Origin of the sequence: Dyella mobilis (assembly GCF_016904945.1) — a bacterium.
In the GTDB taxonomy this organism is placed as follows: domain Bacteria; phylum Pseudomonadota; class Gammaproteobacteria; order Xanthomonadales; family Rhodanobacteraceae; genus Dyella_B; species Dyella_B mobilis.
Genome location: NZ_JADIKF010000037.1, coordinates 201,735 through 222,876 on the forward strand (window position 1 = coordinate 201,735; position 21,142 = coordinate 222,876).

20 protein-coding genes are annotated in these 21,142 nt (G+C 62.8%); 2 read left to right on the top strand and 18 right to left on the bottom strand.

The window, feature by feature from the left end:
• Positions 1–96 precede the first annotated feature (96 nt).
• From ISS99_RS06805 to ISS99_RS06855, 11 genes are all read right to left on the bottom strand, one after another.
• Positions 97–1,758, bottom strand: coding sequence for a Na/Pi cotransporter family protein (locus ISS99_RS06805; RefSeq protein ID WP_204630846.1), 1,662 nt, complete (start codon positions 1,756–1,758; stop codon positions 97–99).
• Positions 1,759–1,875: 117 nt separating this feature from the next.
• The gene (gene mgtA, locus ISS99_RS06810; protein WP_204630847.1) at positions 1,876–4,542 is read right to left on the bottom strand and encodes a magnesium-translocating P-type ATPase; all 2,667 of its coding nucleotides are present in this window, start codon (positions 4,540–4,542) and stop codon (positions 1,876–1,878) included.
• A gap of 151 nt (positions 4,543–4,693) precedes the next feature.
• Complete coding sequence (locus ISS99_RS06815; RefSeq protein ID WP_204630848.1) at positions 4,694–4,864, bottom strand: hypothetical protein; 171 nt, start codon at positions 4,862–4,864, stop codon at positions 4,694–4,696.
• Positions 4,865–5,190: 326 nt separating this feature from the next.
• Entirely contained in the window at positions 5,191–6,579 is a 1,389-nt protein-coding gene (locus ISS99_RS06820; RefSeq protein WP_204630849.1) for a dienelactone hydrolase family protein, read from the bottom strand.
• A gap of 121 nt (positions 6,580–6,700) precedes the next feature.
• A complete protein-coding gene (locus ISS99_RS06825; protein WP_204630850.1) occupies positions 6,701–7,159 on the bottom strand; it encodes a matrixin family metalloprotease in 459 nt (152 codons plus the stop codon).
• Positions 7,160–7,253: 94 nt separating this feature from the next.
• Positions 7,254–7,937 carry a hypothetical protein gene (locus tag ISS99_RS06830; RefSeq protein ID WP_204630851.1) on the bottom strand — a complete coding sequence of 228 codons (684 nt, stop codon included), beginning with the start codon at positions 7,935–7,937 and terminating at the stop codon, positions 7,254–7,256.
• 128 nt (positions 7,938–8,065) lie between these two features.
• The gene (locus ISS99_RS06835; protein ID WP_204630852.1) at positions 8,066–8,428 is read right to left on the bottom strand and encodes a 6TM ABC transporter family protein; all 363 of its coding nucleotides are present in this window, start codon (positions 8,426–8,428) and stop codon (positions 8,066–8,068) included.
• 73 nt (positions 8,429–8,501) lie between these two features.
• Positions 8,502–9,374 (bottom strand): heme o synthase, encoded by an 873-nt coding sequence (gene cyoE / locus ISS99_RS06840; RefSeq protein ID WP_204630853.1) that lies wholly within the window; start codon positions 9,372–9,374, stop codon positions 8,502–8,504.
• On the bottom strand, positions 9,371–10,525 hold the full coding sequence (locus ISS99_RS06845) for a COX15/CtaA family protein (RefSeq protein ID WP_204630854.1): 1,155 nt from the start codon (positions 10,523–10,525) through the stop codon (positions 9,371–9,373). The genes cyoE and ISS99_RS06845 overlap by 4 nt, the downstream gene beginning before the upstream one ends.
• Positions 10,525–11,094 carry a hypothetical protein gene (locus ISS99_RS06850; RefSeq protein ID WP_204630855.1) on the bottom strand — a complete coding sequence of 190 codons (570 nt, stop codon included), beginning with the start codon at positions 11,092–11,094 and terminating at the stop codon, positions 10,525–10,527. The genes ISS99_RS06845 and ISS99_RS06850 overlap by 1 nt, the downstream gene beginning before the upstream one ends.
• Complete coding sequence (locus ISS99_RS06855) at positions 11,091–11,831, bottom strand: SURF1 family protein (protein WP_204630856.1); 741 nt, start codon at positions 11,829–11,831, stop codon at positions 11,091–11,093. Before ISS99_RS06855 ends, ISS99_RS06850 begins: the two co-directional genes overlap by 4 nt.
• A 59-nt stretch (positions 11,832–11,890) precedes the next feature.
• Between ISS99_RS06855 and ISS99_RS06860 the strand changes: the two genes are divergently transcribed.
• Complete coding sequence (locus tag ISS99_RS06860; RefSeq protein WP_204631001.1) at positions 11,891–12,106, top strand: twin transmembrane helix small protein; 216 nt, start codon at positions 11,891–11,893, stop codon at positions 12,104–12,106.
• 106 nt (positions 12,107–12,212) lie between these two features.
• On the opposite strand, the gene ISS99_RS06865 is transcribed toward ISS99_RS06860, so the two are convergent.
• From ISS99_RS06865 to ISS99_RS06895, 7 genes are all read right to left on the bottom strand, one after another.
• Complete coding sequence (locus ISS99_RS06865; protein WP_204630857.1) at positions 12,213–12,695, bottom strand: hypothetical protein; 483 nt, start codon at positions 12,693–12,695, stop codon at positions 12,213–12,215.
• A gap of 15 nt (positions 12,696–12,710) precedes the next feature.
• Entirely contained in the window at positions 12,711–12,977 is a 267-nt protein-coding gene (locus tag ISS99_RS06870) for a hypothetical protein (RefSeq protein WP_204630858.1), read from the bottom strand.
• Positions 12,978–13,045: 68 nt separating this feature from the next.
• Entirely contained in the window at positions 13,046–13,933 is an 888-nt protein-coding gene (locus tag ISS99_RS06875; protein WP_204630859.1) for a cytochrome c oxidase subunit 3, read from the bottom strand.
• 52 nt (positions 13,934–13,985) lie between these two features.
• A complete protein-coding gene (locus ISS99_RS06880; protein WP_204630860.1) occupies positions 13,986–14,171 on the bottom strand; it encodes a hypothetical protein in 186 nt (61 codons plus the stop codon).
• A gap of 3 nt (positions 14,172–14,174) precedes the next feature.
• Entirely contained in the window at positions 14,175–15,800 is a 1,626-nt protein-coding gene (gene ctaD, locus ISS99_RS06885; RefSeq protein ID WP_204630861.1) for a cytochrome c oxidase subunit I, read from the bottom strand.
• A gap of 59 nt (positions 15,801–15,859) precedes the next feature.
• Complete coding sequence (gene coxB, locus ISS99_RS06890) at positions 15,860–16,813, bottom strand: cytochrome c oxidase subunit II (protein WP_204630862.1); 954 nt, start codon at positions 16,811–16,813, stop codon at positions 15,860–15,862.
• A 19-nt stretch (positions 16,814–16,832) separates the two neighbouring features.
• A complete protein-coding gene (locus ISS99_RS06895) occupies positions 16,833–17,318 on the bottom strand; it encodes a DUF2244 domain-containing protein (protein ID WP_239537761.1) in 486 nt (161 codons plus the stop codon).
• 605 nt (positions 17,319–17,923) lie between these two features.
• On the opposite strand from ISS99_RS06895, the gene putA reads away from it, so the two are divergent.
• Entirely contained in the window at positions 17,924–21,127 is a 3,204-nt protein-coding gene (gene putA, locus ISS99_RS06900) for a bifunctional proline dehydrogenase/L-glutamate gamma-semialdehyde dehydrogenase PutA (protein WP_204630863.1), read from the top strand.
• Positions 21,128–21,142 lie beyond the last annotated feature (15 nt).

Here is a 21,142-nt window from a genome sequence, read left to right on the forward strand (position 1 = left end):
CCGCATCCGGGCAGGCTCCTGACGGAGCGCACGCGAGGCAGGGTCAGTAAGGCGGGCTAATACTGGGTGGTTCCGCTTGCGTGTGACTGTCCAAGTTCAGACTTTTCCTTCTGCCAGGTGTGCATGAGGTTGAACCAGCCGGCCCTGCAACAGGCCCGCGCGCTCCAGCGGCAGATAGGCCAGGGCCGCCAGATGCGAGTGAATGCGCTTGAGGTCGCGCAAAATGCGCAGATAGACGTCGCCGCCACCGCCATCGCGCTGTTCGCGCAGCGCGCGGATGTGCCGGTCGGAGGCGTCGTTCTCCAGCCGCCACAACAATTCCTTGCGCTCTACCAGTTGCTGGGCTGCGCGAAGATCCCCACGCATGAAGACGGCAATGCCCAGACGCAGGCTTTCCATCACCTGCCCGTGCATGGCGGCAAGGTCCTGGATGTCGTCTGCGGAAAAATCCTGCCCGCGCTCGGCCTTCTTCGCCGCGAATTCCATCAGGTTGTTGGCGGTGATATCGCCGATGTGCTCGATGTTGATCACGAAGGCGTGGATTTCCTGGCTGCGCTCGCCGTCTTCCTCATTCAAGGCTTCGCCGCCGAGATCGGCCAGGTATTGGCGAATGGCGACGCCGAGCCGATCCAGGAATGGGTCCATCTTGCTGATTTGCGCGGCACGCACGATGTCGTCCTTGCCGAAAATCTCCACCAGTCCCTTCAGCATGCCCTCGACCATGTCGGCCATGCGCATCGACTCGCGCGTGGCATTAACCAGCGCAACGCCGGCGCTTTCCAGCGCGGCATCTTCCAGGTACAGCGGCAGGCCGGGATCGGCCGGACGCGGCGGCTCCGGCTGCAGGCGCACCAGCAACTGCGCCAGCTTCTGCACCGGCAGGATAAAGAGCAGCGCCAGCGCCAGGTTGAAGGCGGTGTGGAAATTCACCGCGATGCGCGCCGGCGAATCGCCCAACGCGGCCAGCCAATGCGACAGCGGATGCAGCAGCGGCAGGCAGATCACGCAACCGAACGCGCGCACCAGCAGATTGCCCAACGGCAACCGGCGCGCCACCGGCGTATGCGCTTCCAGCAAGGCCGGCAGGGTTCCGCCCAGGTTGGCGCCAAGCACCAGCGCCAACGCACCCGGCGCATCGACCACGCCGCCGGTTGCCAGCGACACGATCAACAGCACCACCGCTACGCTGGAATGACACAGCCAGGTTAGCGCTGCCGCGACCAGCACGGCGATCACCGGCTCGCCGGCGAGCGCCTGCATGCCTTCCTTCAGGAGCTGCGCGTTTTCCATCGGCGCCATGGTCAGCACCAGCAGGTGCAGGGCCAGCAACATCAGGCCGAGACCGATACCGACGCGACCGAGGTTTTCATAGCGCACGTCGTCGCTGCGGCGATGCAGCGCCGTGCCGAGCAAAATCAGCACGGGCGCAATCAAGGCGATGTCGAACGACATCACCTGCACGATCAGCGTGGTACCGACGTTCGCACCCAGCATCACGGTGAGGCCCGGTGCCAATCCCAGGAAGCCGTTCGCCGCGAAGGACGTAGCCATCATGCCGGTGGCGGTACTGCTCTGCAGCACCGCGGTGATGCACACACCGAACAGGAACGCGGCCGGACGCCGCCCCAGGAAACGGCCCAGCGAACGGCGCAACGCGCTGCCGTAGCCACGCAGCACGCCGCTGGTGACCATGTGCGTGCCCCACAGCAGCAGTGCGACGTAACCTGCAATGTCGAATAAAGCGAATGTGCCTTTCATGGCGGCCACTCCAAAACAAATGCGTTCCGCGACTTTTTTAGATAACCATCGTTCGCGGCAAACCATGCCCTCTCCCGGAAGGGAGAGGACGTACTCACAAAAAACGCCAATCCGTGCTTAAAGCCAGTGCCCGAATCTTCGGATGTAAAACAGCTTTACCAACTGGGTCAGCGCGCAATAGGCCACCACGGTAGCGGCCAGCCAGCCGAAGTATTCGGCGGGCAAATGCACCATGCCGATCTTCGTGCCCACGTCGGTGTAGGGAATGATCATGCCGATCACGATGATCGCCGTGGTCAGGCCCAGCACTGGCGCCGCCGCCACGCTTTGCAGGAACGGAATCTTGCGCGTGCGGATCATGTGCACCACCAGCGTCTGCGTCAGCAGGCTTTCGATGAACCAGCCGGACTGGAACAGCGACTGATGATCCGCACCGTTCGCACCAAACACGTACCAAAGCAAAGCGAACGTAGTGATGTCGAACACCGAACTGGTAGGACCGATCCAGAACATGAAGCGGCCGATATCGCTGGCATTCCACTTGCGCGGCTTGCGCAGGTATTCCTCGTCCATGCGGTCGAACGGAATCGACAGCTGCGAAATGTCGTACAGCAGGTTCAGCACCAGCACCTGCAACGGCAGCATCGGCAGGAACGGCAGGAAGAAGCTGGCCACCACCATGCTCAGCACGTTGCCGAAGTTCGAGCTGGCGGTCATCTTGATGTACTTGATGATGTTGCCGAAGGTGATGCGCCCTTCCAGCACGCCCTCCTCCAGCACCATCAGGTTCTTTTCAAGCAGGATGATGTCGGCCGATTCCTTGGCGATATCGGTGGCGGTATCCACCGAAATGCCCACGTCCGCTTCGCGCAGCGCCGGCGCATCATTGATGCCGTCGCCGAGGAAGCCGACCGTGTGGCCCTGGCGCTGCAGCGACTTCACCACGCGCGCCTTCTGCAACGGCGACATCTTGGCGAACACGGTGGTGCGCTTGACCAGTTCGTCCAGCGCGTCGTCATCCAGCGGCTCAATGTCGCGGCCTTGCGCGGAGTGCTCCACGTCCAGGCCCACTTCGCGGCAGATCTTGCGCGTCACCGCTTCGTTGTCGCCGGTGATCACCTTCACTTCCACGCCGTGGTGATGCAGCGCGGCGATCGCCGTGGCGGCGGTGTCCTTCGGCGGATCGAGGAAGGCCAGGCAGCCCACCGCGGTCAGGCCGGCTTCGTCAGCCACGCCATACGCTCGGCTGTGCGGCTCTTCCTGCTTGACCGCCACCACCAGCACGCGCAGGCCATCTTCATTGAGATGGCGCGTCATCGCCTTGATCTCGCGGCGGCGCTCGTCGGTCATCGGCACGATCTCGTCGCCGCGACGCTCAGAGGAGCAGATGGAGAGCATCTCTTCCACCGCGCCCTTGCACACCAGCAGATGATGGCCATTACCGTTGGCCAGCACTACCGACATGCGGCGGCGCTGGAAATCGAACGGAATTTCGTCCACTACGCGGTAGCGCGCCACGATCGGTTCCAGATCGCGATGCGACAGCACGGCCTTGTCCATCAGGTTCTTCAGGCCGGTCTGGAAGTGGCTGTTGAGATAGCCGTATTCCAGCGCGTCTTCGGAATCTTCGCCGTCCAGATCCAGGTGACGCTCCAGCACGATCTTGTCGAGCGTGAGCGTGCCGGTCTTGTCGGTACACAGCACGTCCATCGCGCCAAAGTTCTGGATCGCGTTGAGGCGCTTCACCACCACCTTGCGCTTGGACATCGCCATCGCGCCCTTGGCGAGATTGGCGGTGACGATGAGCGGCAGCATTTCCGGGGTGAGGCCGACCGCCACCGACAGCGCGAACATCAGCGCCTCGAGGAAGCCATGTTTGTACCATTGGATGCCCAGCACCACCGGTACCATCACCAGCATGAAGCGGATCAGCAGCCAGCTCACACTGCTCACGCCGCGGTCGAAGCTGGTCTGCACGCGCTCGCCCACCAGGCTGCGCGCCAGCGAACCCAGGTAGGTCCGCGCACCGGTCGCCACCACCACCGCGGCGGCGGTGCCGCTCACCACGTTGGTGCCCATGTAGCAGATCGTGGCCAGGTCCAGCGGATTGCTCTGCTGCACGCCATGCTCGCCACTGTCCACCACGTGCGCCTGCGCCGGACCGGCTTTTTCCACCGGCAGCGATTCGCCTGTGAGAATGGCCTGGCTGATGAACAGGTCCTTGGCGTTGAGCAGGCGCAAGTCGGCGGGCACCATGTCCCCGGCGGCCAGATGCACGATATCGCCCACCACCAGCTCGCCCACCGGCACTTCGATGCGCTCGCTATGGCCGTCCGAAGCGCGGCGCGTGACGGTGGCGGTATTGCGCACCATCGCCTTGAGCTTTTCGGCGGCCTGCGAGGAACGGTATTCCTGGGTGAAGCTGAGCAGCACGCTGATCGCGACCATCACCGCAATGATGATCGGGCCGGAAAGATCGTCCGGGGTGACGAACACCTGCACCGCCGCCAGGATCAGCAGCACGATGATGAAGGGGTTCTTGAAAGCGCGCAGCAGCTGGACGGTCCAGTGCGGCGGCTTCTCGTGCGAGACCTCGTTGACGCCGTCGCGCGACAGGCGATCGGTGATCTGTTCCTCGTTCAATCCCGCCGTGCTGGTGTCCAGGCCGGCCAGCAATGCTTCGTTTTCCTTGAACGCGTCCTGCGCCGCCGCGACGCGCGGAGGCGTAGCCGCACTCTTGCCGACGGCCTTGGCCACAACAGCCTGGGTGGATTGCTTCATCATGTCTCGCTTCCGTGGAAGGTATCGCGTGCGGTTCGGAGGCGAGCGTCAGGAACGACAAGCTTCCGCTAGGGCGACCCGCCAGGGCACAGCCGCCCCGGCCGGATTCCCGGCCAAGGGGGAGGCCACCCTTTGCGCAGGTCGCACCGACGCATCAGAGGCTAGATACCAGATGAAGATGACGAGACGTGCGCGAGGACTCGGCCGGCTTGTTCAGCGGCTGGGGCACGGTAACGGTGAGGGGAACACGCACGGCCTGGCGACGGCCGGCCAGGGAAAGACGACCCGCGGTGCGCAGACGAAAGAAATCGCGAAGGAGCTTCATTGGCCCATCTCCTATAAAACGGTGCTCACGGCACCGTTAGGAGCGGGCCGGACTTCCCTAGTCGAGGAAAGCGCCGGCCAACCGCTGGCGGTTGCCGCGAACGATCAGCTTGTTATGCAATGCCGGCACCCGATGCTCGCGGATGTCGACGTTGCGACTAGGGTAAACGTCCATATGCCTTGGTTAGTTCGGACAGGGGCCCGGCCGGCCATTGGCGCGCCGGTGGGCGCGCGTATTGTCATGCTGCGATGCGGGAGTGTCAAGCTTTTGCAATACCCGCGTTCATGCGCCCCGGCGCGGCGTGCTGCCGCAGGCGAGGCGCCCTTTCATGGCCGCCAGACTACGTCCCCATCCACCGCGTAGAGGCGGCAGTCCTTGTGCATGCTGCCGCATCTGGCCAGGGCGGAAGCTACAGGGTCCAGGCCCTGGGTCGAGGCCGTCCAGCCACCATCGGGCGCAACCGCGAATGCGCGCGGCCGGTTCATCATCAGAAACTTCTCGTAGCCGAGCCGGCCCTTGTCATTGAGATAAGGCACGGCATGCTCATCCGTCAGCACCGCAAAATGGGTCGGGGGCGGTTCCGGCGTGGTGCGCGTCCATACCACCTCGTTGTCGACCGCATAGAGGCGGCAGCCCATGGTGACCTTCTGGCAATGCCGCATGGCCCACAGCATGGGGTCGAACCCGCCGGACATTTCGCCGGCGCCATGCAGGCCGATGGCCAGTGCACGAGGCAGCGGCCGTGTCAGGAATTTCTGGTAGTACGCAACACCCTTGCCGCTGGGGATCCCACCCAGGTACGGCAGCGCCTCCAGGTCGGTAAGGTCCGCATAATGGCTAGGTGGCGGCGGCGTTTGCGGCATGTACTGCGGATTAAGCAGCTTGTTCGGCAAACCATTGCGACCAAGAAAATCGTCCAGCTTCGGCACCCACAGCGACAGCCCCTCTCCCGATCCCAGCAGGTTGTGCGAGTTGGTGCCGAAGGTTCCATAGGCCACCAGTTCGGCAGGGGCGCCGGACGCGACGTAATGCTCATACATCGCACGCCATACCGGCGTGGCGAACACTTCATCGTTGTCGCCGAAAAACCAGATCGACGGCGTCGAGACTTCTTCGCCAAGCTCGCCGGCCGCCTCGATCAGCGCATGGTCCGGATCGCGGCAATCGGAAGCCTTCATGCCTCCGGCAAAACTCACCAGCGCCTTCACGCCCGGCACTTTCAGGGCACCCACCGCAAGCGCGTTCCAACCACCAAAGCTCTGCCCTGCCACCAGGATGCGCGAACCGTCGACGTACGACTGCTGCTTCATATAGTCGATGGCGGCGCGGATGTCCTTGGCATTGTCGATGCCCATCGCCAGATCATTGCAACCGTGCGAGGTCAGGCGGCCTTCCGACCCGGCATAACCGCGCATCATCGGTATCGCCACCGCATAGCCGCGCGAAAGAAAATAGTAATTGGAGAACGAAAGCCGATACCGCGGCTGCTGCGCCGCCGGCACGTCGCCGGTCGATCCGTGGTTCATCACCGCCAGCGGGAATGGCCCGGGGCCATCTGGGGTGAAGATGGTCATCACCAGCGTGACGGGATTGTCCTGGTTGCTTGGGATGCGCACGACGCGTTCGTGCAGTAGTGCGGCATCCGGTGCTTTCTCGGCATCGGTCGCATCGTCCGCACAGGCAAATTGAGCCGTTGCGAGCAGCAACAATGTCAAGGCAAGCCATACACACTTATTGTTTTTAGACCGCATCACCGCTCCCAGCCAACGTCACAAGCTATCTTCCTGAAAGAAAAGCCAGCATGACCTACAAGCCATGCTGGCCTGAGACCGTCAATTACAACGCATGTGCGCGCGCAGATGAATTAGCCAACGCATACTCCTGATGCAACATAAATGCCTGCTCCGGCTTGAAGTCATCCACACCCACGTCGTAAGCGTCAAACGCGTTCATCGCCTGCACCAACTGATGTACCTGAGCCACACCATGCAAGGCCTCCGCACTGACTTCAGCCGGGACCGCCGCACCTTGCGCCGGAAGGCCGTATAGCTTCTGGATATTCGACACGTCGCTGGCATCCAGCGTGCCGTTATCCGCCGTCAGCGCGTAATACATGATCGAGTTCACGTCCGTGTTGCTGGCCAAACCCAATGCGTGACCGATCTCGTGCAACGCAGTCTGCTCGAAGGTCGCATTGGTACCGGCATAGGTGGCATCGCCGCTAGCCTGGCTGACCAATGCATCCTGGTTCGGGTCTTCCAGGTAGATGTCGCTCTTGCGCCACTGAAAAAGCAAACCTGACGCCACTCCCAAAATGTACTCAAGACACTATTGGGAACCGCAATGACAAATTCCTTCTTTGAAGAAGCGACCGAACCCAATCAACTCACTAAGAAGCGTTAGCTCCGATCTTGTAGCCCTCTATATCCAGATGCTCTACGCATGCCTTTTCCCATTCGGATCGTTCCTTGGGATTGAAGTTGGGCGAGGTGAGCATGACCCTGACAAACTCCTTCCCGTTGGGACGATAGAAATAACCGCCAGGAGGCATCGGCGGCGCGCCGGGATGGTCCGGCAAGACGACCCATTCGTTGAGTACGATCCCAATCGCGGCAAGATCGCTCTGCACTTTTTCCAATGGCAAGCACTCATGCCCCCGCCACTCCACGTAAAGCTCCGAAGAAGGCGTGGTGTTCACCAGCCTCGAAGACGGCGCCGAACTGAATGGAACCTCCGTCAACGGCTGGACATTTACGGAAACCTGATAATTGCGCTCCGCGGCATGCCTCAAGTTGATGACATAAGGCTTCTTTTCCGTCCTATCGCCTTCGGCTTGCTCGCCAAAAATCTGCTCGAAGTCCTTACGCGCCACATAGCCACCCGGAAGGCTGGCCAGCGCCAAAACTCGTTGCCACAAATCATGAGCGGATGCCTGCGCGGGCAATGGAGTCTTGGAAGACGTTTCATTGACTCCCGCCGGGTTCGAAATATCGCTGACCGCAGACGCATTAGCAGGTGATTGCACCCAAAGGCACACCGCGACAAGACACGTTAAACCCAAGAGCTTACTCATCACTCGCCCCTCATTTCCCTATTGATTTCGAAAATGGATTCGAACTCGCTTGCCCGTCACCAACGAGATGAAACGGATGTCACGCTCGACGAACCCATTGCTTGTCGAATCCGCGTCGCACCGCTTGATTATTTGCCGACATTAGTGGCAACTATAATTTGATAACGGCTGTCATGCTCAACACCAACGTTGACGCCCTCGCGTGCCGCTGCGCCCAGGGCGATGATGCGAAATCCGGCCTCCACGCCGCCCGCCAGTCGTCTACCCCAGCGCCGGGCGAGTTGGGGCTCCACGGCCATGGCCTTTACGGTGTCGATTCCAGCGATGGTTTCCACCAGAAACGACTGACTGCCGGCGCCGCGATTGAGCTTCTCTCGAAGTCGCGCGCGCAGGACCGGCGCCAGCGAATTGCAAGTGAGAAGGCAAAAATGCAAAAACAGGACGGCGGAGCCAACCAAGCGAGGCCGCACCAACGCCCCCTTCTCAGCCACTCGGGTCCCGGTCAACGGCAGTGGAACGCTCTCTTTCTGCGCGAAGACAGCTACTGACCTTCACCGCACTGCCTCACTGCATCGGCGACACCAGCCAATGATCCGCCAGCAAAAACGCAAACAGCGCCATCAGATAAATGATCGAATACTTGAACGTGCGCATGGCGAAGTATTCGTCCGGCGGATTCATCATGCGGATCGCGTAATAGAGGAATCCTGCGCCGAGCACGACCGCACCGCCGAAATAGATCAGGCCGCTGTAACCGGTCAGCGCGGGCAGCAGGCTCACGATCACCAGCAGGATGGTGTAGAGCAAAATGTTCCAGCGCGTGTAGCGCACGCCATGGGTGACGGGCAGCATGGGGATTTCGGCGCGGGCGTAGTCGTCGCGGCGGAAAATAGCCAGCGCCCAAAAATGCGGCGGCGTCCACACGAAAATGATCAGGCACAGCTGCAACGCGAACGGATGCAGCGCACCGGTAACGGCAGTCCAGCCCAGCACGGGCGGAATGGCGCCGGCCAGGCCGCCGATCACGATATTCTGCGGCGTCGCGCGCTTCAGGTAGGCGGTATAGACCAGCGCGTAGCCGATCAGGCCGCCGAAGGTGAGCAGCGCGGTAAGCGTGTTCACCAGCAACACCAGCACCAGCATCGAGACGATGCCGAGCAGGATCGCAAACACCAATACCTGGCGTGGGCGCAGCGTGCCCGTCGCGAGCGGGCGGCGCGCAGTGCGCGCCATCAGCTTGTCGATGCGCTCGTCGATCAGGTGATTGAAGGCAGCTGCCGAGCCGGAGGCCATCCAGATGCCCAGCGTGCCGAACACCAGCGCGCGCCACGGCGGAATGCCGGGCACGGCGAGGAACATGCCGATCACTGCGCAGAACACCAGCAGCGCGACCACGCGCGGCTTGGTCAACTGCATGTATTCGCGAACCAGACTCATGCAAGCACATCCGTCACATCACGCTGCCACGGTTGCAGGCGCGCAAAGTTCGCCAACAACGTAAACAACAACAAAGCCGCGCCGCCGTTGTGCATGGTTGCCACCGGCAACGGCAAACCGAAATGCACGTTGCTGATGCCCAATACCACCTGCAGCACCAGCGCAGCGAATACCGCCGCGCCGCCAAGGCGAAAACCGCTGCGGCTCAGGCGATAGGCCAGCCAGCTCAGATAACAGAACACCACCAGCGCGCCGATGCGATGGGTGATCTGGATGGCGCTGCGTGCAGCCATGTCCAGCACGCCGCCTTCATAGTTGACACCGACCTCGCGCGACAGCACGAAGGCCTGATGAAAATCGGTCGGCGGCGCCCACTGGCCCAGGCACGTGGGGAAATCGGTACCGCAGGCAAGCGCCGCGTAGTTGGCGGACGTCCAGCCGCCCAGCGCGATCTGGCCGGCAAGCAGCACGATGCCCAGCACCACCCATCGGCGCAACGACGCGTGGTTGTTGCTGTTGGCGCCCACGCCCTTGTAGCGCAGGGCGACATACGCAAGCAGCCCGAAGGTAGTGAGGCCGCCCAGCAGATGCCCCATCACCACGATGGGCTTGAGCAACAAAGTTACTGTCCACATGCCCAGCATCGCCTGGAAGACGATCACTGCCAGCGCCAGCACGCTCACTTTCAATGCCGAGTGTTCGCGCAGCCACAAGGCGCCGGTGGTGGGCAGCAGAATCGCCAGCAGCGCGAGGCCCGACGACCATTCGCGTTCGCCATGCAGGTACAAAGCAACGCCGGTGGCGGCAAATATCGCGCTGATCACGATCGCCAGCAGCGCAAGCCGGTCGCGGCGCGCGGCAATCAGCGCCAGCAGCAGCACCAGCACGCCGAGCGTGCCCGCCAGCATGCGGTGCACCTGTTCGCGCCAGGCTTTGTCCGCCTCGTATGGACGATCGGGGAACGCCTGGTCGGCTTTCGCCACGGCCGCGGCATGCTGCGGCCAGGTCGCCTTGCCGTAGCAGGTGGGCCAGTCCGGGCAGGACAGGCCGGCGTTGGACAGCCTGACGAACGCGCCGAACATCACCAACCCGAAGGCGAAGACCGCCGCCAGCACAGCGAGATAGGGCACGAATTTGCGGGTACGCGACATCAACGAATGACCTTCTGCAGATCCTTGCGCAAGCCGCTCGGATCAAAACCGACAGGATACAGGCTCAGCGCGGTGCCGTCGGACTCCACCAGCAGCGCGGCTACGGAATCGGGCGCGGTGGGGCGATAGGCGGCCAGGCTGCCGCTCGGGTCGTCGCCCAGGCGCCAGTAGTTCTCCATCCCGCTGCCGACCGCATTCGCCGGGGGCTGGCCGACAAACAGCAGGCGCAAACGATCCGCATTGCCGTTGAGGGTGATGCGCGCCGCGGCCATTTTGGTCAGCGCATCCATGCAATGGCCGGCACAACCGGGGCCGGCCAGCGCGATCAGGGTGAGGCGCGGCGAACTATCGCGCCAGGGCCAAGCCTGGCCATCGGCCAGCCGTATCTGCACATGCTCCTGATCGAAATTGCGCTGCGGCAGGATCGGCTCGCCATACGCCTTGCCCGTGGGCTGCCAGCCGCTCAGGTTGAGCAGGCCTGCCGCGATGATCGGCGCGGCAAACACGAAGATCACCAGCAGGAATTTCAGGCGGCTTTTGCGTAGGGCTTGGTCGGTCGGTGCGGTCATGATCGGGGCTTGTTGGAACGACGCCTGGTCCGGTGCAGGACCACGAAAATCACCACCGCCGCGAGGGCGAAGGTGAACCACTGAAAAGCATAGGCACGATGCCGCGCCGGCGGCATCGAGGAAAGATCCAGCGTATGCACGCGCACGTAAATGGCCGCCGGATCGGGGTCCAGGGCAAGCATGCGCGGGTAGAGCGGCACGTGCAGGTCGGCCGCAATCTGTCCCAGATCCAGATAGATCGTGGTCTTCGGCCATTGCGCTTGCCGCGCCAGCGCATTGCCGCCCATCTCCAGCCCATTGCCCGGCGACGGCTGGTAAAGCCCCTGCAGGGTCTGCGTGTCGATCGGCAGGGGTGTCAGCTGCGGCGGTGCGCCCGAGCCATTGCCCGGCAGAAACCCCAGGTCGACCAGCAGCAAGCGGTCTTGGTGATCGGGCTGGAACGGGGCGAACACTTCCACGCCCCCTCTTTCGTCGTGCTTCGGGTTGTCCAGCAGATACACGCGGTCGGCCAGATAATGGCCTTGCACGCGCACACGCGGATACACGTCTTGGGAAGGGTGCGCCGCCGCGCTGGCGAAGTCCTGCACCGGCGCGCTGGCCGCTGCGGCATACCGTCGCAGAAGTTCGTCTTTGTAATCGGCACGGTGCAGTTGCCAGATGCCAAGACGCACAAAAACAAGGGCGCCAGCTACCGTCAGCAACACCGACCACCACGATGGCCGCCGCATCCAGCTCACGCGGCGGCCCCGATATCGATGGCTATACTGGCGATGTCGAGCCTGCTCAGGTCAATCACGTGGAAACCATCTACAAAGTCGTGCTGGTGATCATGTTCCTGGTGGTGGTGTTCAACCTGGGCCAGGCGTTGTATTTCATGATGACCGACAAAGACGGCGGCAAGCGCACGGTATGGGCGCTGACGCGGCGCATCGGCTTTTCGCTGGTGCTGATCGCCATGGTGATCGTGGGCATCAAGATGGGGTGGATACACCCGCACGGGGTGGGGCAATAAGTGTAGCGGAGGGTCATCCCTCGTTCCCCGCGGCATTTGACCGCGATTGCCCGGCATCAGGGGCGCCGGGGGAGCTTGTCCCTCAAACGCCGGCCACCTGCATCATTCAAAGAAAGCCATCGCCTGGGCGGAATTCGCGCTCGTTGCCGAATTTGTCCTTGAGCATCGTTCGGGCGCAGCCGCCAAGCGCACTCAAAATATCGTCCGCCAACCTCGGATAGCCGTCGATCGAATCGCGCACCCTGTAGATCAGATCGCCTCGACGGCGCAACTCCAGCCAATTGGCTTTCAAACCCTTGTATACGATCGCTTCGTCAATCGACGACAAGGCAATCGTCTTGCTGGAAAACAACGACGAAACGACTAGAGAGTCGGCGCTGACCATCACGCTGAAGCTTGCCGCATACCAACCCACGACGACGAAGAACAGCAGCATGCCCATGCCGAGCATGCTCCATCGGTTGACGCCGCCGTCTTCATGTACCGCCCGCAGAACCACGAGTGCGACGAATGCGGCAACGGCAAAGAACAGCACCGCTACCGTCCGCGAGTAACCAAACGATTGCTTGCTGCGTCCAGGCACACTCATCGCCATTTCTCGCCGTCAATTTCCCGTGGAATCCTGGATCGTTTCCGCAACCCCGGCGCTAATGTCATCGCCGATCACGGAGGCACCAGCAAGGTCTTCGAAACCATCCACTGTCTTGAGGGCCAGGCTACCTGACCGCGATATGCGATGACCGACACTGTCAAAGTTGCAAGCCAGGTCCCCGGTGACGACACCGGATGCATTGGCATAGCCACGGCCCATGATTTGACTGCCGGCGTCACAGCCGTACGCAGCAACGATTCCATTGGGCAGGGCAAGCATTGCACGGCGAACGAAAGCAAAAAGGCCCACCGGGAAGCGGCAGGCCTTTTTGGGACCAGAGAAAACGGTCAGAGAATATAGACAAACATGAAAAGCCCCAGCCACACCACGTCGACGAAGTGCCAATACCAGGCCACTGCTTCGAAGCCGAAGTGGTGCTCTTTACTGAAATGCCCCGCCAGCACGCGCAGCCAGATGATTGCCAGCATGATCGTGCCCAGCGTTACGTGCAGGCCGTGGAAGCCGGTGAGCATGAAGAAGGTGCAACCGTAGACGCCGCTGCCCAGCGTGAGATTCAGTTCCTTGTAGGCTTCCATGTACTCGTGGGCCTGGCAGTACAGGAACGACGCGCCCAGCAGCACGGTAACGCCCAGGAACAACAGCACCTTGCCGCGATGGCCAGCCTTCAACGCGTGATGGGCGATGGTGACGGTAACGCTGGAGCTCAGCAGGATCAGCGTATTCAGCAACGGCAGCCCCCACGGCGCCACCGTTTCGAACGCACCGCCGACGTGCGCCGGGCCATTGCCGCCGCCCGATCCCCACGATGCGGCGTAATCGCTCCACAGGAACTGGTGGGTGAGCACGCCATGGCCATAACCGCCCAGCCACGGCACCGAGAACATGCGGATGTAGAACAGCGCGCCGAAGAAGGCGCCGAAGAACATCACTTCGGAGAAGATGAACCACATCATGCCCATGCGGAACGAGCGGTCCACCTGGGTGTTGTAGCGGCCTGCCATCGACTCGTGGATCACCGAGCGGAACCAGCCGAAGAACATCAGCAGAATGCCGACGAAGCCGATCGTCAGCAGCGTCTGGCCGAAATGCGCCTCGCCGGGCTCGGCATTGAGCCAGTGCGCCGCGCCGAACACGGTGAGGAACATGACCACGGCAGCCACGATCGGCCACTGGCTCTTGCTCGGTACGTAATAGATGTCGTGCTGCTGACCCATGATCTGTATCCCGTAGATGTTCCTGGTGACCTACGTCCCTGCCGCAGCAGGGTTACTGCATGAGCGCCTCTGCAACGGCCCGCGCGTGCGCCACTGGATGATGCTGTAGCCAAAGCATTTGCCCGATCGAAAACACAAACACCACGATGGCAACGATCCCCACCGTCCTGGCGGTACGTCGCGCACGGCGTACGCGTTGTTCCTGTGCCGCATCGAGCGTCTGGTGACCGAGCTTCATGGATCAGTCCTCGACGTGGCCATGGGCCAGTTCTTCGTCGTGGATCTCCGGCGCGATCGAGAAGGAGTGATGCGGGGGCGGCGACGACAACGTCCACTCCAGGCCCCGGGCACCTTCCCACACGCGATCGGTCGCTTTCTTCTTGGAGAACCACACGCAATGGATGATCACGCCCAGGAAGATCAACTGCGAGGCGCCGAACAGGAAGCCGCCGATCGAGCTGATCATGTTGAAGTTGGCGAAGGCCACGTTGTAGTCCGGGATGCGGCGCGGCATGCCGGCCAGACCCAGGAAGTGCTGCGGGAAGAACAGCACGTTCACCCACACCACCGAGTTCCAGAAGTGCACCTTGCCCCAGAACTCGCTGTACATGTGCCCGGTCCACTTCGGGATCCAGTAATACGTGGCCGCCATGATCGCGAAGATCGCGCCGGTCACCAGCACGTAGTGGAAGTGCGCCACCACGAAATAGGTGTCGTGATACTGGAAGTCCGCCGGCACCAGCGCCAGCATCAGGCCGGAGAAACCGCCGATGGAAAACAGGATGACGAACGAGATGGCGAACAGCATCGGCGTTTCGAAGGTCATCGAGCCGCCCCACATGGTGGCGACCCAGTTGAACACCTTCACGCCGGTCGGCACCGCGATGAGCATGGTGGCGTACATGAAGAAGATTTCGGCACCCAGCGGCAGACCCACCGCGAACATGTGGTGCGCCCACACGATGAACGAGAGGAAGGCGATCGAGGCGATCGCGAACACCATCGCCTTGTAGCCGAAGATCGGCTTGCGCGCGAAGGTCGGGATGATTTCCGAGATGATCCCGAACGCCGGCAGGATCATGATGTACACCTCGGGGTGACCGAAGAACCAGAACACGTGCTGGAACAGAATCGGGTCACCGCCGCCGGCGGCATCGAAGAAGTGCGTATTGAAGTATTTGTCGGTGAGCAACATGGTCACCGCGCCTGCGAGCACCGGCATCACCGCGATCAGCAGGAAGGCGGTGATCAGCCAGCTCCACACGAACACCGGCATCTTCAACAGATCCATGCCCGGCGCGCGCATGTTGAGGATGGTGGCGATGATGTTGATCGCGCCCATGATCGAGCTGATGCCCATCAAGTGGATCGCGAACACCACGTAGGCCGTCGAAGCGCTCTGCAGCGACAGCGGCGGATACATGGTCCAGCCACCGGCAGGACCGCCGCCTGGCAGGAACAGGGTGGACAGCATCAGCGCGAAGGCGAACGGCAGGATCCAGAACGACAGGTTGTTCATGCGCGGCAACGCCATGTCCGGCGCGCCGACCATCATCGGGATCATCCAGTTGCCCAGGCCCACGAACGCCGGCATCACCGCGCCGAAGATCATGACCAGCGCATGCATGGTGGTCATTTCGTTGAAGAAGTACGGCTGCACCAGCTGCATGCCCGGCTTGAACAGTTCCGCGCGGATCACCATCGCGAAGCTGCCGCCGATAAAGAACATCAGCAGGGAAAAAACCAGGTATAGCGTGCCGATGTCCTTGTGATTGGTGGACATCACCCAGCGCTGGAAAAAATTCTGGTGCTCGTGGTGTTCGTCGTGATGCTCATCGTGGTGGTCGTGGGCGGCTGCCTGGGCCATAACCTTGAACCTCTACCTAAATGAATGCGTTTACGTGAACTGCGTAAGCAGCCGAGGAATCAACCCTGTGTAGCGTGTGCCGCCGCCACCTGCGCCGTCGCCTGTGCAGGCGCCGCGGCGGTGGATGCCGGGGCCGGCGCGGCGGCAGGCTTCTGCTGCGCAGCCAGCCACTTGGCGAAATCTTCCTGCGACACCGCCTTCACCACGATCGGCATGAAGCCATGATCTTGGCCGCACAGCTCGGCGCATTGGCCGCGGTAGATGCCCGGCTCGTTGATATTGGTCCACGCGGCATTGATCACGCCCGGGATCGCGTCCATCTTCCAACCCAATGCGGGCACGAACCAGGAATGGATCACGTCGTCGGCGGTAATCACGAAACGGATCTTGGTGTGGATCGGCACCACCAGCGGGTGATCGACGTTCAGCAGATAGGTCTGCTCGCCGTCCGACTTCACCGCCCAGGGGTCCAGCCCGGAATTGAGCTGGCGGGTGGCATTGCTCTGGTCGTCCAAGCGGGACATGAAGTCGACGTGCAGCGGCTTGCCCTGGTAGTCGACGTAGTCGTAGCGCCACTTCCACTGATAGCCGGTGACCTTCACCGTCATCTGCGAACCGGTGGTATCGGAGAATTGGCGCAAGCCATCGGTAGCCAGCCAGGCCAGCGTGATGAGAATGATGACGGGGATGACCGTCCAGATGATTTCGACGGTGGTGTTGTGCGACCACTTCTCCGGCACCGCCCCGCGCGATTTGCGGAAGCGGAACATGGCGATGAACATCGCGCCGAATACCAGGATGCCGATCACCACGCAGACGCCGAGCGCCACGTTGTTGAGCATGTACGGTACGTGGGAATACGTCGTCACGCCGGGTGTGAGGTTCAACTGCCCAGGTTGCGGATTCGCCTGGACGGTACCGCCGAACAAACCAAGGGCCATCAACCCCAATGCCCCGACTGCGTGTTTCGCCCTGAACCTGATGCCGTGCTTCCCGATGCCGCCAGCTCTCATGTTTGCACCTTTGTTGAACCTACCTGCGTTGCTGGGATTGGAAGTCCGCCAGCAGCACCCTGAGTTTCCGGAACAGCTCGGCGCGTTCCTCTTCGGCGAGGAAAGCCCCAACTTCCAGCTTGCGTCCGTGCGACGACAACAACAATCGGTAACGCCCCTCCCCTGATTCCAGCAGCACGCGCACCCAATAGGGCTGGAAGCGCACGCAGCGGCGTCCCGGCAGGGTTTGCACCTCCAGCGACTCGGCGTCGAGGGTGATGCGTTCGCTGCGGTCGCCGGCCCGCCAGGCCACGCTCAGCGCGATGGCCACGGCGGGAGCCTCGATCAGGGCGAACAACGGGGCAAATACGTTGCCCTGCCACGCTCCCAGACCTGCCGTCATCAACACCAGGGTAGCCAGCACCAGGATCAGGCGACGCAGACCGCGTCGGCTGAGCACGCGATTGGGCCGAAGCCACAACGTCACGCACGGCAGGCCGCCGAGGGCTGGTCGAAGCACGATCATGAAAAGTCCGGCGTGCCTGGAACGTTCCCGATCATAGGCCGCGATGCAGGAGTGGGCAAGGATGGGTGCAACGCGTGCGTGGCGTAGTCCACGGCGCGGTCCGAGCGCAAAAACACGAGCATCTGCGCGGATATGCGCATTGTGCGGAGTTTGCGGCTGTCACGGATTTGTGATGTACGCGACAAGGCTCGCGTTTCTGCGGTTGCTACAAATTGTCGCGGGTGCGTTTTCGCTCGGTGGTACGGCGTGCATCACGAGGACTCTCATGTGATGGGGAGGTGCGCCTCTCAGCAACTTCAAGCAGTTCATCGTCGCGACCAACTCCACAGACATCCAGACCGCCCCCTCCCCGCTAGCAGGGGAGGGTTGGGGAGGGGTCGGGCACTTGAGAAAGCCTTTCATCAGAGGTTTTCCCAAGGGCTTTACCCCCTCCCAACCTCCCTCTGCTGCGACGCGAAGCTAGTCCCGTGGGACAGGAGGAGGGGCTAGCTGCTGCCTCGTTGGAGGCGGACATCCCCTCTCCTTATCTATACGGATGCGTTCGCGCCCCGCCCCGCCGTACAATTCTGAGCTCCCAACGCCCCTATCGAACGCGCCACGCCATCGTGACCCAACCCATTCTTACCCCCGAACTGCCGACCGGCGTCGAACCGGCCCGCGCACGCATCACCGCTGCCTGGCTGCGCGACGAGACCGAAGCGGTCAACGACCTGCTCGCCCAGGCCTCCCTGCCGCCGGCCGAGCGCGAGAAAGTCATCGACCTCGCCGCCGACCTGGTCACCCGCGTGCGTGCGCGCGCCAAGGACCAGAGCGCGGTGGAATCGTTCATGCGCCAGTACGACCTTTCCAGCGAGGAAGGCGTACTGCTGATGTGCGTGGCCGAAGCCCTGTTGCGCATTCCGGACAAGGCCACCGCCGACAAGCTGATCCGCGACAAGCTGGGCGACGCGAACTGGAAGAAACACCTGGGCCAGAGCGAGTCGCTGTTCGTCAACGCCTCCACCTGGGGCCTGATGCTGACCGGCAAGCTGGTCAACCTGGCCGAGGAAACCCGCCACGACTTCACCGGCGCGCTGCGCCGCCTGGTCGGCCGCGCGGGTGAGCCGGCGATCCGCCTGGCCGTGCGCCAGGCCATGCGCATCATGGGTCACCAGTTCGTGATGGGGCAGACCATCAACGAAGCGCTGGACCGCTGCGCCAAGCCCGAATACGCGGTCTACCGCTATTCCTACGACATGCTCGGCGAATCGGCGCTCACCAGCGAAACCGCCGAGCGCTACCAGCAGGACTACCGCAAGGCGATCGCCGCCATCGGCGCGCGCGGTCCCTTCGCCAATCACACCGATGCGCCGTCGATCTCGGTGAAGCTGTCCGCACTGCATCCGCGCTATGAAGTGGCCAACCGCGAACGCGCACGCCGCGATCTCACCGCGAAGCTGCTGGAACTCTCGCAGCTCGCTATGAAGCAAGGCATCGCCTTGTCGGTGGATGCCGAAGAAGCGGATCGCCTGGAACTGTCGCTGGACATCATCGGCGACGTGTTCGCGCATCCTTCGCTGCAGGGATGGAACGGCCTGGGCATCGTGGTGCAAGCGTATTCCAAGCGCACGCCGTTCGTGATCGACTGGCTGATCGAAACCGCCCGCGCCAGCGGCCGCCGCTGGTACGTGCGCCTGGTGAAGGGCGCGTACTGGGATGCCGAGGTCAAGCGCGCGCAAGAGTTGGGCCTGTCCGGCTATCCGCTGTATACGCGCAAGCCGAATACCGACGTTTCCTACCTGGCCTGCGCACACAAGCTGTTCGATGCGGGCAGCGAGCTGATCTATCCGCAGTTCGCCACGCACAATGCGCACAGCATTGCCGCCGTGCATCACATCGCCCGTGGCCGTCCGTTCGAATTCCAGCGCCTGCACGGCATGGGCACGGACCTGTATGCCGAAGTGATCGGCAAGCAGAACCTCGATGTCCCTTGCCGCGTGTATGCGCCGGTCGGCACGCACGAAGACCTGCTGCCGTACCTGGTGCGCCGCCTGCTGGAAAACGGCGCCAACACCAGCTTCGTCAATCGCGTGGTGGACGAAACGCTGCCGGTGCGCGAGCTGGTAGCCGATCCCTGCGAAACGGTGCGCCGCTATGCCGCCGCCAATCACGGCAGCTACGCACATCCGCGCATTCCGCTGCCGGTCAATCTGTTCGGTGACCAATCTGCGCTTGCGCAGAATTCCAATTCGGTATCCAGGAAGAACTCCATGGGCGTCAACTTCTCCAACGACAATGAACTGAAGGCCCTCGCCGAGGCGGTCAACGCAAAGTCCGGCCAGTGGTCCGCAACACCGCTGGTCGCTGGCGCGCAGGGCAATGGCCCCGCCGTGCAGGTAACCAATCCTGCCGATCGCCGCGACAACGTCGGCAGCTACGTCAGCGCCGATGCCGCATTGGTCGACAAGGCGCTGGCCAACGGCGTAGCCGCTCAGCCGAACTGGGACCGCCTGCCGGCCGCCAGCCGCGCCGCGATCCTCGAGCACGCGGCCGACCAGCTCGAAGCACGCCGCGGCGAATTCATCGCGCTGTGCGTGCGCGAAGCCGGCAAGAGCCTGCCCGACGCGATCGCAGAAATCCGCGAAGCTGCCGACTTCCTGCGTTACTACGCCGCCATGGCGCGCCGCTTGTTCGGCCATCCGGAACAGTTGCCCGGCCCGACCGGCGAGAGCAACCAGCTGTTCCTCAACGGCCGCGGCGTGTTCGTGTGCATCAGCCCGTGGAACTTCCCACTGGCGATCTTCCTGGGCCAGGTGTCCGCTGCATTGGCCGCCGGCAACAGCGTGATCGCCAAGCCGGCCGAACAGACCAGCCTGATCGGCTACGCCGCAGTGAAGCTGCTGCACGACGCCGGCGTGCCGACCGACGTGCTGCAATACCTGCCGGGCGACGGCGCCGTGGTCGGCGCCGCGCTCACCAAAGATCCTCGCGTTGCCGGCGTTGCTTTCACCGGCTCCACCGAGACCGCCTGGGCGATCAACCGCGCACTCGCCGCACGTAACGCGCCCATCGCCGCATTGATCGCCGAAACCGGCGGCCAGAACGCGATGATCGCCGACTCCTCCGCCCTGCCCGAGCAGATCGTCAAGGACGTGATCGCCTCCGCGTTCCAGTCCGCCGGCCAGCGTTGTTCGGCCGCACGCGTGCTGTTCGTGCAGGAAGACATCGCCGACAAGGTGGTCGGCATGCTGGCCGGTGCGATGGCCGAGCTGAAGGTTGGCGATCCCGGCCAGCTTTCCACCGACGTGGGCCCGGTGATCGACGAAGATGCGCTGAAGATCCTCAACGACCACGCCGTGCGCATGGACAAGGAAGCGAAGAAGATCGCCGAGGCCAAGCTCGATCCGGCTGCCACCGGCAACGGCACCTTCTTTGCACCGCGCGCCTATGAAATCCCCTCGCTCGACATCCTCAAGCGCGAGGTGTTCGGCCCGGTGCTGCACGTGATCCGCTGGAAGGGCAGCGAGCTGCCGAAGGTGGTCGACGCCATCAACGGTACCGGCTACGGCCTCACCCTCGGCGTGCACAGCCGCATCGACGACACCGTGGAATACATCCGAAGCCACGCGCGCGTTGGCAACTGCTACGTCAACCGCAACCAGATCGGCGCGGTGGTCGGCGTGCAGCCGTTCGGCGGCGAAAGCTTGTCCGGCACCGGCCCCAAGGCCGGCGGCCCGCACTACCTGCTGCGCTTTGCCGGCGAGCGCACTCTCACCGTCAACACCACCGCCGCGGGCGGCAACGCTTCGCTGCTGACCATCGGCGAGTAACTTGCCGTTCCACGC